Here is a 14,474-nt window from a genome sequence, read left to right as displayed (position 1 = left end):
TTCTCATTGCCTCCGAATCGCCAAAACAAAGCACTATAGACGATACGTTAATCGCGGATGGTGCGGTGCATCAATTAGGCTGGGCCGAACGGTGAAGCCCCGGCGGCGCTATTTGGGCTTGACGCTGGTCAGGCCAACGCTGAGCCAGTCCTGCATCCCGCCTCGGTACCACTTGAGCTTGTCGACCGGATAGCCGTATCCGACCAGCGTCTCGAGGTTGGCGGTCGATTGCGCGCACCAGATGCCATTGCAGAAGAGCACCAGGGTCTTGGCGTCATCGAACCGCCACTGCCCGGTGCCCGGGTCTTGGCTGGCGCCAAATTGCTCAGTCAGTATCCGCGTCAGATCCTCGGCCTCGCCGGCCTGTTCCAGGCTTCCGGTGAGATCGGTGTTGAGCCTATTCCAGGGGATATTGACGGACCCCGGGATGGTGCCGCGCATGACCCAATCGGGCGTGCGCGAGTCGACGACGAGGATCGAGTCGTCGCCCTGGTGGCTGCGGTTCAGGTAGTCCAGCACCTCGAGTTCGCCAATGGTGGCGACGCCGGGAACCGCCTGCATCGGCTGCACGCAGAACGGTGGGCAGCCGCGCTCGGTCTTCTGGAACAGCTCCGGCAGGGTGGCGTGGCGGTCCGCGCCGCGAGTGATCGTCAGGGTCTCGCCATGGTGGGTGACATCGACACTCTCGAGCGTCGGCGCGATCTTGTTATCCGCAGCGAGTGTCAGGTTGCCGATGAGCAGCAGCGAGGCGATGGCGAGGGGGTGACGAATGATCACGGCGGACACTCCTGAAATGGTTGGGAGATGGGGTAAAACCCGATGGCGCACAGCATGATTGCACACCGCATTATAAGGGATCGATCCGATGAAATCGCGCTAGGATCATTGCTTTATAACATTCTAATGTTCTGTTCTTTCTTGACATTCACAGTGGGGTATTCGCAGGATAGACGACGGTTCAGGGAGTGCCATCCTGGCTAGGACAACCATCACCCTCCTGTTGTGATACGAGGTTTCAATGCTACGAACATTACTGCCGAAGCTGCCCCAATCGCTTAGCGAAGTGACGGGGCATACTGCGAATCGATACCAACGATCGCCGCGACCGAGCGGTCGTGCGCGACGCTTCGGGCGGGATGCGTTGATCCTGCTGCTGGTCGCGTTGATCCCGCTCACCGTCTGGGCGACCACGCGTGACGAGGCCGAGTCCGCCATCGCCAAAGCGAAGCAGACGCGCGAGGAAGCCATTGCCGCCGGCGTCACAGACAGCCCCACCGACGAGATGATCGAACAGGCCGAGTCGGTGTTGCCGTCGCGCCAGTACACGCGGGCGCTTCAGTATGCGGAATGGGCGCGACGTCAGGATGCACTGGCGATGGAATTGATCGCTAAGCAAGAGGCGCGCGCGACCACAGGCAAGGCCGCGAAAGCCGCCGAGGACTCCTATCAAGAGCCGCTGGAGGTGCTCCAAGGGCTGATCGATCGTACTGGGTCGGGGTATCTGACGCAGAGCGACCAGAACCTGATGATGATGGCTGATAATCCGGCGCAATGGGTGGCGATGGATGGCGAGACGCTGTTCGAGGAACACCGTGGACCGAACAACGTCTCGCTCGAGGAATGTGATTTTGGCAAGGGGCCGGGCGTCCTAGAGGGGGCCTATGTCGAACTACCGCGTTATTTCGAGGACACCGGCAAGGTCATGGACCTCGAGACGCGCCTCGTGCATTGCATGATCACACTGCAAGGCTTCGATGCGGATGATCCTGCGGTGAAACAGCGCCATGGCAATGACTCCGATCACATGAAGCTGCAGGCCTATATCGCCAGTCAGTCCAGTGGCTACGCCTGGAATCCGCCGATGGATCATCCGCTAGAGAGGGCCATGCGCGATGCCGGTGAGGTCATGTTCTACCGCCGCGCTGGCAAGGCCGACTTTGCTTGTAGCACCTGCCACGCCGAGACCGGTAAGCGCATCCGTGCCTCGGTGCTGCCGAACAAGAATGTTCTGGAGGAGTGGACCAAGGCCATCTCATGGCCGGCGTTTCGCGTTGGTCACGACCAGGTTCGTAGCACCCAACACCGCCTGCGCGGTTGCTATTGGCAGATGCGGCAAGCGGGACCGGTCGCTGGCTCCGACGGTAGCATCGCGATGATTAGCTACTGGACCGACGCGGCCCGCGGCCAGCCGGCGATTCTGCCCGATATGAAGCGCTGATCATCGACGCCTAGAGGAGATTCCAAGCATGTTAAAGCAGAGTATTCCGGCAACCCTTCTCATGGGCCTCGCCGCCCTGTCGATCCCGATCGCCTCGGCCATCGCCGAGGAGGTCGACTACACCAAGATGACGTCCGAGGAACTCGCCGAGTACCTCATCTTCGAGGCCGATAGCTTCAAACTGGATCAAGAGGTCCAAGAAGGCGGAACGGCGCGCCAACGCATGGTGCAGGATAAATTACAGAAGACTTGTTCGGTCGTCGGTGGCGGCCAGCCTGGCATAAACACGCTGCTCGAGATCAGCAGCCAAGCGCGCGAGAGCATCGTTTATCCCGAGGACGGCGTCCAGCTTGGCGATTGGGAGCGGGGTCGTGATCTGGCGTGGTCCGGCTACGGGTTCCGGGTCGGCCATCGCATGGATGATCACGAGAACAACGAGGTCGGCGGCAATTGCTACAACTGCCATCAGATCGGGACCGATCGCACCGGTGGCTCGATCGGCCCGAGTCTCGTTGGTTATGGCAGGATCCGTGGCACCAGCGACGCGATCAAGAAATACACCTATGACGTGATCTACAACTCACACTCGGCCTTTCCCTGCACCAATATGCCGAGGTTTGGCGCCAGCGGTTACCTGGACCAGCAGGCGATCGCCGACATCATGGCCTATCTGCTCGATCCGGAGTCGCCGGTTAATCAGTGACGTATCAGGCTGCGCGATCGCATTTTAGGAGAACATGAAACCCAATGACTATCTCTCGCCGTGAATTCGTCCGTCTCTTGGGTCTGGCCGGTGCCGCCGGGATGTTGCCGCGCTCGGTGTTCGCCGAGGCCAAGCAGCCGAGCGATCTCTATGAGGTGCCCAAGTTCGGCAATCTGACGCTGCTGCACATGACCGACTGTCATGCGCAGCTCAACCCGGTCTACTTCCGCGAACCGAACGTCAATCTTGGCATCGGCCCGGCCTTCGGCAAGGCGCCGCACATCGTTGGCGATGCCCTGCTGAAGCACTTCGGCATCGAACCCGGCACCCTCCAAGCGCACGCCTTCAGCTATCTCAACTTTGCCGAAGCGGCTGAGAAGTACGGCACCATCGGCGGCTTCGCGCACATGAAGACGCTGGTCGATCGCATCCGCGCCGAGCGCGGCGACGGCAATACCTTGTTGATGGACGGCGGCGACACCTGGCAGGGCTCGGGCACCGCCTACTGGACCCGTGGCATGGACATGGTGGGCGCCACCAACCGGCTCGGCGTCGATGTGATGACCGGGCACTGGGAGTTCACCTACCTGGATGAGGAGGTCATCAAGAACATCGAGGCCTTCAACGGCGACTTCGTGGCGCAGAACGTGGCGGTGCGCGAAGAGGCGCTGTTCGATTATCGCTTCGAGGACTTCGGCGGCTTCCAGGAAGACGCGGGTCTCGCCTTCAAGCCCTATGTAATCAAAGAGGTCGGCGGCGCGCGCGTCGCGGTGATCGGTCAGGCCTTCCCCTACACGCCGATCGCCAATCCGTCGCGCTTCATCCCGGACTGGACCTTCGGCATCCAGGATCAGCGCATGCAGGCGTTCGTCGACCAGATCCGCGACGAAGAAAAGCCCGATGTGGTCGTGGTGCTCTCGCACAACGGCATGGACGTGGACCTGAAGATGGCCTCGCGTGTGACTGGCATCGACGCCATCTTCGGTGGCCATACGCACGACGGCATGCCGGCGCCGACCATCGTCGACAACGCCAAGGGCAAGACGCTGGTCACCAATGCCGGCTCCAACACCAAGTTCCTCGGCGTCATGGACCTCGATGTCAAGAACGGCAAGCTGCGCGACTACCGCTACCGGCTGCTGCCGGTGTTCTCGAACCTGATCGAGCCGCATGCCGAGATGGCCAAGTACATCGAGGAGCAGCGCGCGCCCTATCTGGACAAGCTGACCGAGGAGCTGGCCACCGCTGAGGAGGTGCTCTATCGCCGTGGCAACTTCAACGGCACCTTCGATCAGGTGATCTGCGACGCGCTGCGCAAGGTCAACGATGCCCAGATCAGCCTCTCGCCAGGCTTCCGCTGGGGCACCACGGTGCTGCCGGGGCAGACGATCACCATGGATCATGTGATGGATCAGACCTGCATCACCTATCCGGAGACCTATCGCCGGGAGATGTCGGGCGCCGATATCAAGATCATCCTCGAGGACGTCTGCGACAACCTGTTCAACGCCGATCCCTATGTGCAGCAGGGCGGTGACATGGTGCGCGTCGGCGGGCTCGATTATGTCTGCGACCCGGCCGCTGGCATGGGCAAGCGGATCTCCGAGATGCGGCTCGACGATGGCACCCCAATCGAGGCCGACAAGACCTATGTCGTCTCTGGCTGGGCCACCGTCGGCAGTCAGTCGCCGGGCGAGCCGATCTGGGAGACGGTCGCGACCTATCTGCGCGATACGAAGACGGTCAAGCTCGAGAAGCTCAACACGCCCAAGCTCAAGAACGTCGAGGGCAATCCGGGGATCGCCGACTATGATGGCGAGATCCTGAGCTGAGGTTGCCTCTGGCAGTCCAGCTCCTGGGCCACCGGCTCGCCGCCCGCTCGCGGGCGGTTTTTCGTTCCCCCTGATCCGGCGCTCAGCGCTGGCGCTTGGCTTTCGCCGGGTTGCGCAGCAGCACATAGACCGCGCCGGTGCCACCGTCGAAGCGCGGTGCCGAGCAGAAGGCCAGCACCTCCGGGCGCAGACGCAGCCAGTAGTTGACCTTACACTTGAGCACTGGCTGTCGCGTCGCCGAACCGCGACCTTTACCATGGATGATCTTGGCGCAACGCACCCGTCGTGCGGCACAATCGGCGAGGAAGGCCTGCAGCAGGGCGCCCGCATAGCTCGCGGTCAGGCCGTGCAAGTCCAGTTCGAGGCTGGGTTCGATCCGGCCTCGCTGTAACTCGAACACAACCCGTTTCTGCAGGCCAGGGCGCGTGAAGAGCAGCTCGTCGTGAGTCTCGACCTCGGACTCCGAGAGCAATTGCGGGTTCTCGCCCGGGGCTTCCTCGACGCGCGGGCGCGGGATCGGCGGCGGTCGCTCGCGGAAAGGCTCGATGATCTCGCGCTCGAGCGGTTGCGCGTCTTCGACTTCGGCGCGAAAGAGCGCATAATCATCGTCATGAAGGCGATTGTTCACTTTGCTTCTCGCGTACTCGCCGCATTGGATCGAAAACTGTAGCAAACTCGAGGAGCCGGCGTTCGATGTTTGCCGGCAGCGCTCGTTCGGGCCAGGACTTATGAAGATTCTCCTTAGCAATGATGATGGTTATCGCTCGCCCGGCCTCCAAGCCTTGGCGAACGCGCTCGCGCCCTTCGGTGAACTCACGGTGGTGGCGCCGGATCGCGATCGCAGCGGTGCGAGCAACTCGCTCACGCTCGATGTGCCGATCCGCGCCGAACGGCTCGAGAATGGATTCATCCGCGTCAACGGCACACCCACGGACTGTGTGCATCTGGCGATTACCGGATTGCTGGACGCGGAACCGGATCTAGTGGTCGCCGGTATCAACCACGGCCCCAACCTCGGTGACGATGTGATCTATTCGGGGACGGTCGCCGCCGCCACTGAGGGGCGCTTTCTCGGCTTGCCGGCGCTGGCCGTGTCGATCGATGCGCACGAGCCCCAGCATCTGGAGACGGCCGCCGCCGTGGTCACTCGGCTCGTCGCGGGGCTGCGCGATGGCGACATGGCCGCCAATACCATCCTCAATGTCAATGTGCCGGACCTGCCGCTCGCTGAGCTGCGCGGGTTGCGCGCCACCCGGCTCGGGCATCGGCATAAGGCCGAGCCGATCGAGCGCATCCTCGATCCGCGCGGGCGGCCGATGTTCTGGGTCGGTCCCGCCGGGCCGGAGCAGGATGCCGGCGAGGGCACCGACTTCCACGCCCTGCGGCAGGGCTACGCCTCGGTGACGCCGTTGAAGGTGGACCTGACCCGCCATGAGGCGGTCGAGCCGCTCGGGCGCTGGCTCAGTGCGCTGCGATGAGTCTGGCGCGAGCCTGTGATGCGGCCGTCGCCGGCAGCGGCATGACCTCCTCGCGAACGCGCGAGCGCTTGGCGCAACGGCTGCTGGCGGTGGGTCTGCAAGACGATGCCGTGATCGAGGTGTTGCGACAACTGCCACGGCATCTGTTCATCGAGGAGGCGTTGGCAAGCCGGGCCTACGAGGACTCATCCCTGCCGATCGGCTGGGGGCAGACGATCTCGCAGCCGTATATGGTCGCGCGCATGACCCAGGCGCTGCTCGAGGCCGGTCCGCTCCAGACGGTGCTGGAAATCGGCACCGGCTCGGGCTATCAAACGGCGGTGCTCGCCGCGCTGGTGCGTCGGGTCTATAGCGTCGAGCGAATCAGCGCCTTGCAGGCGCGCGCGGAGCAGCGCTTGCGCGCGCTGAAACAGCGCAATGTCCGCCTGCGCCATGGCGATGGCAGTGCCGGCTGGGCCGAGTATGCCCCGTTCGATGGCATCTTGGTCACCGCCGCAGCGAGCGGGATTCCGCGTCGGCTGGCCGAGCAGTTGGCGCCCGGTGGACGCATGGTGCTGCCGATCGATCATGGCTGCGGGCAGGTGCTGGTGCGCCTGATCAAGAACCGCGCTGGACGGCGGCCTAGCTATCAGCACGAGCTGTTGGAGCCTGTTACCTTTGTACCTTTGCTTGGAGGGATCTCCTGATGCGCCGTTCGATCATGGACGACCCTGTGATGGCGCTCCTCGGGCTCGGGCTCGTCATCCTCTTGCGCTGAGGTGCGCGGGCGCGGGCGCGGCGTTGTGATCATGCTGTTTTCCTTCGACCACCGCCGGATTCGAGCAGTGGGTACCGCGCTGTTGGCGGCGCTCTTGCTCGCCGGTTGTGGCAGCAAGGGCTTTGCTCCGGTCGATGATCGCGGTTATGGACCGGCACCGCCCGGCTTCTACCGCATCCGCTCTGGCGACACCCTGAGCGAGATCGCCGAGCGTGAGCGCATCAGCATGCGCACGCTCGCCGCCTGGAACGATCTGGCGCCTCCCTATCCGATTTACACCGGCCAGTTGTTGCGGATGAAGGCCCCGTCTGGCGGCAGGGCGACGAGGGCGCCGGGGGCGAGCAGGACGAGTGCGCGCAAGGGGACGGCGCGCTCGAGCAGCGCTGCGAAGGCCTCGGCGACACCGGCCAGATCAGCAGCAAAACCAGCGGCGAAAGCGGCGGCGAAACCAGTAGCAAAATCGGCGGCAAAAACAACGGCGAAACCCAGCAGCGCGGCACCCGCGACCGGACTGAGCTGGGCCTGGCCGGTCTCGGGGCGTCTGCTGCAGCGCTACCAGCCGAATGATCGCACCCGGCAGGGGATTCGCATTGCGGCGGCGGCGGGCACGCCGGTCACGGCTGCGGCCGATGGTGAGGTGGTCTACAGCGGTAGCAGTGGACTCGCCGGTTACGGCACTCTTATTATCGTCAAGCACAGTCCGCGTTATCTGAGCGCCTATGGCTTCAACCGCCGAGTGCTCGTCAGTGAAGGCGTGCGTGTCAAGCGCGGCCAGCAGATCGCCGAGGTTGGCCAGTCAGCGGCTGGGCAGCCGATGTTGCATTTCGAGATCCGTCGTGATGGCGCCACCGTTGATCCGTTGCTGTTCCTACCGGCAGCAGGGTGACCCGATCGACCGCACCGAGGGGGATTCATGCCAGCGGCTAACTCGGATGAGGATCCGGAGACGGATTCCCTTCCCGTTGAGGACGAGCTTCTCATCAACGGCGACGATGTCGACGCGGGCGATTTGGATCTTCCGGAACCCGAGATCGATGACGTCGAGAGCGACGAGGATGGGGCGTCCGATTCGGAGTATGCTGCGGCCTCGGTCCCGCAGGCGTCCGATGCACCGAGCAAACGCTACGCACCGAGCGATACCGAACTCGACGCGACCCGCCTGTATCTGAACGAGATCGGCGGGTCGAAGCTGCTCTCGGCGGACGAGGAGGTGCACTATGCGCGCCTGGCACAGCAGGGCGATGAGGACGCGCGCAAGCGCATGATCGTCAGCAACCTCCGGCTCGTGGTCAAGATCGCGCGGCGCTATCTGAACCGGGGGCTGCCGCTGCTGGATCTAATCGAGGAGGGCAATCTGGGCCTGATCCGCGCGGTCGAGAAGTTCGACCCCGAGCGCGGCTTCCGCTTCTCGACCTATGCCACTTGGTGGATTCGCCAGACCATCGAGCGCGCGATCATGAATCAGACGCGCACCGTGCGCTTGCCCATCCATGTCGTCAAGGAGATCAATGTCTACCTGAAGGCGACACGGCTGCTGTCTCAGCAGCTCGATCATGAGCCGACCACCGAGGAGGTGGCCGCGCTGCTCGACAAACCGATCGCCGAGGTCAAGCGCATGCTCGGATTCAACGAGCGCACCGCCTCGGTCGACACTCCCTATGGCAAGGATGCCGACAAGCCGCTGGTCGATCTGCTGCAGGATGAGGCGGCGCATGATCCCAGCGATGAGATCCAGGACGACGATATCCACAGCAACCTCGATCACTGGCTCGATAAGCTCAACGACAAGCAGCGCGAGGTGGTCGAGCGTCGCTTCGGCCTGCATGGCTATGAGCATTCGACCTTGGAGCGGGTTGCGCAGGAACTAGGCGTGACCCGTGAACGGGTGCGCCAGATTCAGATGGATGCCCTTCGCCGCCTGCGCGATATCCTCGAGAAAGAGGGCTTCTCGCTCGAGTCCTTCTTCAAGTGAGCGCCGGCCGCGCTCAGGCAAAAACCCTATAAAAATAAAGTCTTATTGGCGTCAGGGAAGCGCCTTGTGAAGCTGACAGAGATCAACGAAAGCGGTGTGAAGTCCCCCAAATCAGCGGTTCGGCTCGCCCGCTTATCTTGACTTTTGTCAATCAATCCCGTCTTATTGCGCGGTCACGTGCCAGGGGGCGCGCCGCTCACAACATCGGGCTGGAGTGCCCAGCCACGTCTCTTTTTCCCAGCCTGTTTGGGGGGTCTATGGAAGCCACAGCCGACTACACAGCGGAGCGAAAATACGACTTCGATGTCGTCCGTTGGTTCACCATCATGGCCGTCGTCTACCTGGTGGTAGGCGCGAGCGTTGGTGTCTATATCGCGTCCGAGCTCGCTTGGCCGTTTCTGAATTTCGATAATCCGTACATCTCGTTCGGTCGGCTGCGGCCCGTGCACACCAACGCCGTCATCTTTGCGTTCGGCGGCTGTACCCTGATGGGCACAGCGTTTTACACGGTTCAGCGCACCTGTGGTGTCAGCCTCTGGAGCAACAAGCTCGCTTGGTTCACCTTTTGGGGCTGGAACGCCATCATCGTCTTGGCGGTGATCACGCTACCACTGGGCTTTTCACAATCTAAGGAGTACGCGGAACTCGAATGGCCGATCGATATCCTGATCGCGGTCGTCTGGCTGGCGTTCACCTTTAACTTCATCATGACCATCGCCATTCGGAAGTCCTCGCACATCTATGTGTCGAACTGGTTCTTCCTCGGCATGATGGTGATGATCGTCTACCTGCACGTGGTCAACAGCCTGTCGATCCCGGTCGGGCTGATGAAGTCCTACAGCCTGTTCTCGGGCGTGCAAGACGCGATGATCCAATGGTGGTGGGGGCATAACGCGGTTGGTTTTTACCTCACCGCAGGCTTCCTCGGCATCATGTACTACTTCGTGCCCAAGCAAGCGAACCGGCCCATCTACTCCTATCGACTGTCGGTGATCCACTTCTGGGCGCTGATGTTCGGTTATGTCTGGCTTGGCGCGCATCACCTGCAATACACGGCGCTGCCGGATTGGACCGGCTCGCTTGGCGCGGCGGTGTCGCTGGCGATGATCATCCCGTCCTGGGGCGGCGCGGTGAACGGGATGATGACCCTCTCGGGCGCCTGGGACAAACTGCGCACCGACTATGTGATGCGCTTCTTGATCATCGCGCTCGCCTTCTACGCGATGTCGACCTTCGAAGGGCCGGTGATGTCGCTGAAGACCGTCAACGCGCTCTCGCACTACACCGACTGGACCATCGGTCACGTCCATTCCGGCGCCCTGGGCTGGGTCGCGGGGATCTCGATCGGTGCCATCTACCACCTGATGACACGTCTCTGGCACACCGAGATGTGGTCCGAGAAGCTGGTCAATGTGCACTTCTGGACCGCGACCATCGGTACCGTGATCTATGTGGTCGCGATGTGGGTCTCGGGCATCATGCAGGGCCTGATGTGGCGCGCCTATGACGAGTACGGCACCTTGGCCTACACCTTCGTCGAGTCGGTCGCAGCCATGCATCCCTACTACGCCATGCGCGCGGTCGGTGGCGGCATCTTCCTGCTTGGCGCGATCATCATGCTGTTCAACGTACTGATGACGGTGCTCAAGTCGGCCATGGCCGGGAGTCTGCGCGAGGCCCGGGGTACGCCGGCCGTGGCTGCGGCCTGAGTCCGGTGCAACCGTCAGCATCCCGAGGAGTCAACACAGATGGCTGAGAAGAACACACCGCCGAAGGGGATACAGGAGCGCATGGAGCGCAACATCTGGGGGCTATTGATCGCGGTGGCGATCGTGCTCTCGGTCGGGGGCATCGTCGAGATCGTCCCGCTCTTTTATCTCAAGAGCACCGAGGAGGCGAATCGCTTTCCCGAGATCGTGTGGCAGGAGGCCGGTACCACGCCCATCGTTTCGATCACCTATGAGACCGATGAGGCCGGTAACCCGATCCGGTTCAAGACCGGTGATCAAGGCCAGTTCTTGAAAAAGGATACGGGCGATTTCGTTCAGGACCCTAAGCGCGGTCAGGTACGCGCTGTGGAGACGACCTGGAACTGGAAGCCCGGTGATGGTGTTCGCCCGTACACCGCGCTCGAGCTGGCCGGGCGCGACATCTATCAGCGCGAGGGCTGCTATCTGTGCCATTCACAGCAGGTTCGGCCTTTCCGCGACGAGCGTGAGCGCTATGGGCATTACTCGCTCGCCTCGGAGTCGATGTTCGATCACCCCTTCCAGTGGGGCTCCAAGCGCACCGGCCCGGACATGGCGCGCGTCGGCGGCAAGTACTCGGACGAATGGCACCGGCAACATCTGCGTGATCCACGCTCGGTGGTGCCGGAATCGGTGATGCCGGGCTACCCCTGGCTTGACCGGGAGAGGCTCAACCCGAAGAAGATCCAGCGTCACATGAAGGGACTGCGTGTCATCGGCGTGCCCTATAGCGATGCGGATATCGCGGCGGCGCCGGGTCTCGTGCATGGCAAGACGGGCATGGATGCGATGGTGGCCTATCTCCAAGTCCTTGGCACCATGGCCAAACTCGACCCGGGAGTCATGTACCGTGAGTAGCCTTGCGGACTACTTCGAGACCGATTGGGCGGCGATGACAGCGGCCGACTGGGTCGGGACAGTCCTGACCGTGGTCATCTTCGTGCTCATGGTCGTGGCCTATGTTCAGGTCTTTCGGCCGAAGAATCGGGACAAGCTCGAAGCGAGAAAGCATATCCCGTTTGAAGACGATCATGAGGACCACGGAGAGAACGATGGCCGACCATAATCCGTTTCCTGGCGAAAACAACACTGGACATTTCTGGGACGACAATATCCGTGAGCTGAACAACCCGCCACCGCAATGGTGGATGATCGCGCTCTGGGCCTCGCTTGCCTGGTTCATCCTCTACGGTCTCCTCTATCCCATGTTTCCGGTCATGCCCTGGCAGTCGCAAGAGGAGGGCGGATTCTCCAAGGGCCTGCTCGGCTGGACCTCGATCCAGGAGTACGAACAGGGGATGGAGCAGGTCGAGGCCGTGCGGGCCGAGTACGAGGACCAGATCGCTGACATGAGCGCCGAGCAGGTGCTTGCGGACCCAGGGCTGACGCAGTACACCCTGGCGTCGGCCAAGGTGATCTTCGGCGATTACTGTTCCGCGTGCCACGGCAGTGGCGGTCAAGGCAATCCCGGCTATCCGGTGCTTGCCGATGACGATTGGCTCTATGGCGGTTCACTCGCGAAGATCAGCGAAACCATCACCAACGGCCGCAAGGGCGCGATGACGGCGCACAAGGATATCCTGACCGAAGCCGAGGTCGACCAACTCGCGCAATTCACGGTCGCACTCGCCGACGGTGGCGAGGGGAGTGAAGCCGACTGGAAGCTCTTCAACGAGAAAGGTTGCACGGCCTGCCACGGGCAAGCGGCGAACGGCATCCTCGCGGAGTTACCCGATGGAACCATCGTTACGGTTGGCGCCGCGAATCTCACCGATAGCCTCTGGCGATTCGAGCCCGGCGGTTACGAGAGCGCCAAGCACACGATCCTCTATGGGGTGAATCAGCCCAATGTGGAGCAGACGCGTGATGCCGTGATGCCAGCGTTTGGCGATGCGGCGGGCAGTCTCGAGGGTAAGCTCGAGCCAGATCAGATCAAGAAGCTGGCGATTTATGTGCATAGCCTCGGTGGTGGCCAATAGCGATTGATCGAAACAAGAGAGTGGGAGGAGGACATGCACCTAGATACGGTGTTTTGGGGGTCCATTATCAGCGTGGCGCTTGCCGTCATCATCATCGGTTATCTGGTCTACAAGGTGATCAGGCTGATGAACGAAGACGCGCAGCGACATAAGAGCGAGCAACACTCACGCTGAGTTGACCCTAGGAGACGTTGAGGAGGAGTCAGGGACCGGAAAGGGGGAGCATCGGCATCCCCCTTTTTTCTTTGTCGAATCGACCAGACATTCAGGATGGGCTCGACTCGAGAGGCCCGTGAACGTGGTTGTACTTATGAATGAGACTCCTTCGCGCAGCTCCGGCGCTGCGATCGACGACCTCTACGCCGAAGCCCATCATTGGGAAGTCAACACCGGTGGCGAGACCATCCACGCGAAGCGTATCCCTGGGCGATGGCGCCGCATCAAGTGGTTTGCGGCTTCGGTCTGGCTGATCTTCTTCCTCGGGCCCTATCTGCGCTGGAACGGTCACCAGGCGGTGCTGTTCGATATCCCGAATCGGCAATACCACCTCTTCGGGGTCACGGTCCTGCCGCAAGATTTCTGGATGCTCTCGTTACTCTTGCTGTTTTTCGCCATCCTACTGGCGGTGGTCACCGCGCTGGCCGGCCGGGTGTATTGCGGCTACTTCTGCTTCCAGACGGTGTGGACCGACGTCTTTACCTGGATCGAGGAGAAACTCGAAGGCAGTCCGCCGCAGCGGCGCAAGCTGGACAAGGCCGCGCTCGATGCGAGAAAGCTGCGCATCAAGCTCACCAAGCACGCGATTTGGCTGCTGATCGGGTTTCTCACCGGCTTTAGTTTTGTCGCCTGGTTCTACGGCGCCGGGCCGCTCTGGCGAGACTTCTTCGTCGGTGAGGCCAATCTCGCCGTCTATGCCTCGGTCGCCTTGTTCACCGGCGGGACCTATTTGCTCGCCGGTTGGCTGCGCGAGCAGGTCTGCTTCTGGCTGTGCCCCTATGCGCGCATCCAGGGCGTGATGCTCGATAAGTCGACCATCGTCCCCACCTATGATTTCGCGCGAGGTGAGCCGCGCGGTCGCTTCAAGAAAGGCGAGACGACGGAGCGCCGGGGCGCTGGCGACTGCGTCGACTGTAATCAGTGCGTCGCGGTCTGTCCGACCGGCATCGATATCCGCAACGGGCAGCAGGAGGGCTGCATCACCTGCGCCCTGTGCCTCGATGCCTGTGACACGGTCATGGATAAGGTCGGTCGCCCACGCGGGTTGATTCGGTATTCCTCGTTGGACGAGGTGGAAGGCAAGCCGGTGAAACCGATGCTGTTGCGCCTGCGGGTCTGGGTCTACACCGCGATCCTGGCGCTCGCGCTCACTGGCATCCTGTATGGGCTGTCGAGCCTCGCGGCGATCGAGCTGAAGGTTCTGCATGAGCGTGCCCCGATGTTCGTACAGCTCTCGGATGGGTCCATCCAAAACAAGTACACGCTGAAGGTCTTGAACAAGAGCGAGCAGGATCTTAACGTCAACATCAGCGCCGACAGCGCAGTTCCGATCAGCTTGGTGGGTACCGACGAGCTACTGCGCACGACAAGTGGCGAGGTCAAGCCGATGATCGTGTTCGTCAAGATCAAACGCTCGGACCTCGACAGCGAGCGCGTGCCGATCACATTTCAGGCGACCACCAAGCTCGATGATGGCACCGAGATCACCGCAGAGCGTGAGAGCGCATTCTTTGGGCCTGCCCGCTGAGCTGTGGGCTCGAGGAATGGTTACTCGGCTACGGTAGCTAGGA

The 14,474-nt window shown here is 62.1% G+C and carries 15 protein-coding genes; 13 read left to right on the top strand and 2 right to left on the bottom strand.

Features of this window, described 5'->3' with window-relative positions; translation table 11 throughout:
- Window positions 1-108: 108 nt before the first annotated feature.
- A complete protein-coding gene (locus tag AC54T3_RS03780; RefSeq protein ID WP_496622514.1) occupies window positions 109-771 on the bottom strand; it encodes a rhodanese-like domain-containing protein in 663 nt (220 codons plus the stop codon).
- A gap of 604 nt (window positions 772-1,375) precedes the next feature.
- On the opposite strand from AC54T3_RS03780, the gene soxA reads away from it, so the two are divergent.
- From soxA to soxB, 3 genes are read left to right on the top strand one after another with little or no spacing between them, the layout of a single operon-like run.
- Entirely contained in the window at window positions 1,376-2,218 is an 843-nt protein-coding gene (gene soxA / locus AC54T3_RS03775; RefSeq protein WP_496622513.1) for a sulfur oxidation c-type cytochrome SoxA, read from the top strand.
- A gap of 28 nt (window positions 2,219-2,246) precedes the next feature.
- Window positions 2,247-2,921, top strand: a complete 675-nt coding sequence (gene soxX / locus AC54T3_RS03770) for a sulfur oxidation c-type cytochrome SoxX (protein WP_496622468.1) — start codon at window positions 2,247-2,249, stop codon at window positions 2,919-2,921.
- Between the two features lie 44 nt (window positions 2,922-2,965).
- Window positions 2,966-4,753 (top strand): thiosulfohydrolase SoxB, encoded by a 1,788-nt coding sequence (gene soxB / locus AC54T3_RS03765; RefSeq protein ID WP_496622466.1) that lies wholly within the window; start codon window positions 2,966-2,968, stop codon window positions 4,751-4,753.
- An 82-nt stretch (window positions 4,754-4,835) separates the two neighbouring features.
- On the opposite strand, the gene AC54T3_RS03760 is transcribed toward soxB, so the two are convergent.
- A complete protein-coding gene (locus AC54T3_RS03760; RefSeq protein WP_496622464.1) occupies window positions 4,836-5,381 on the bottom strand; it encodes a Smr/MutS family protein in 546 nt (181 codons plus the stop codon).
- A 100-nt stretch (window positions 5,382-5,481) separates the two neighbouring features.
- On the opposite strand from AC54T3_RS03760, the gene surE reads away from it, so the two are divergent.
- The 10 genes from surE (at window position 5,482) to ccoG (ending at window position 14,431) form a co-directional block, all read left to right on the top strand.
- Window positions 5,482-6,231 carry a 5'/3'-nucleotidase SurE gene (surE, locus tag AC54T3_RS03755; RefSeq protein ID WP_496622462.1) on the top strand — a complete coding sequence of 250 codons (750 nt, stop codon included), beginning with the start codon at window positions 5,482-5,484 and terminating at the stop codon, window positions 6,229-6,231.
- Window positions 6,228-6,917 (top strand): protein-L-isoaspartate(D-aspartate) O-methyltransferase, encoded by a 690-nt coding sequence (locus tag AC54T3_RS03750; RefSeq protein WP_496622460.1) that lies wholly within the window; start codon window positions 6,228-6,230, stop codon window positions 6,915-6,917. Before surE ends, AC54T3_RS03750 begins: the two co-directional genes overlap by 4 nt.
- Window positions 6,918-7,019: 102 nt before the next feature.
- Entirely contained in the window at window positions 7,020-7,874 is an 855-nt protein-coding gene (locus AC54T3_RS03745) for a peptidoglycan DD-metalloendopeptidase family protein (protein WP_496622458.1), read from the top strand.
- Window positions 7,875-7,901: 27 nt separating this feature from the next.
- A complete protein-coding gene (gene rpoS / locus AC54T3_RS03740) occupies window positions 7,902-8,960 on the top strand; it encodes an RNA polymerase sigma factor RpoS (protein ID WP_496622456.1) in 1,059 nt (352 codons plus the stop codon).
- A gap of 257 nt (window positions 8,961-9,217) precedes the next feature.
- The gene (ccoN, locus tag AC54T3_RS03735; RefSeq protein ID WP_496622454.1) at window positions 9,218-10,669 is read left to right on the top strand and encodes a cytochrome-c oxidase, cbb3-type subunit I; all 1,452 of its coding nucleotides are present in this window, start codon (window positions 9,218-9,220) and stop codon (window positions 10,667-10,669) included.
- A 39-nt stretch (window positions 10,670-10,708) separates the two neighbouring features.
- Window positions 10,709-11,566: a cytochrome-c oxidase, cbb3-type subunit II gene (gene ccoO, locus AC54T3_RS03730; protein ID WP_496622452.1), complete on the top strand. Its 858-nt coding sequence runs from the start codon at window positions 10,709-10,711 to the stop codon at window positions 11,564-11,566.
- Window positions 11,559-11,774 (top strand): cbb3-type cytochrome c oxidase subunit 3, encoded by a 216-nt coding sequence (locus tag AC54T3_RS03725; RefSeq protein WP_496622450.1) that lies wholly within the window; start codon window positions 11,559-11,561, stop codon window positions 11,772-11,774. Before ccoO ends, AC54T3_RS03725 begins: the two co-directional genes overlap by 8 nt.
- A complete protein-coding gene (ccoP, locus tag AC54T3_RS03720) occupies window positions 11,761-12,687 on the top strand; it encodes a cytochrome-c oxidase, cbb3-type subunit III (protein ID WP_496622448.1) in 927 nt (308 codons plus the stop codon). Before AC54T3_RS03725 ends, ccoP begins: the two co-directional genes overlap by 14 nt.
- 33 nt (window positions 12,688-12,720) lie before the next feature.
- On the top strand, window positions 12,721-12,861 hold the full coding sequence (locus AC54T3_RS03715; RefSeq protein ID WP_496622446.1) for a hypothetical protein: 141 nt from the start codon (window positions 12,721-12,723) through the stop codon (window positions 12,859-12,861).
- Between the two features lie 136 nt (window positions 12,862-12,997).
- Entirely contained in the window at window positions 12,998-14,431 is a 1,434-nt protein-coding gene (gene ccoG / locus AC54T3_RS03710) for a cytochrome c oxidase accessory protein CcoG (RefSeq protein ID WP_496622444.1), read from the top strand.
- The last annotated feature ends 43 nt before the right edge of the window (window positions 14,432-14,474 follow it).

It is taken from the genome of Halochromatium sp. NSM3, assembly GCF_059621085.1.
Note: the sequence above shows the minus strand (reverse complement) of the source record. Positions and strands in the feature narration are given on the sequence as shown.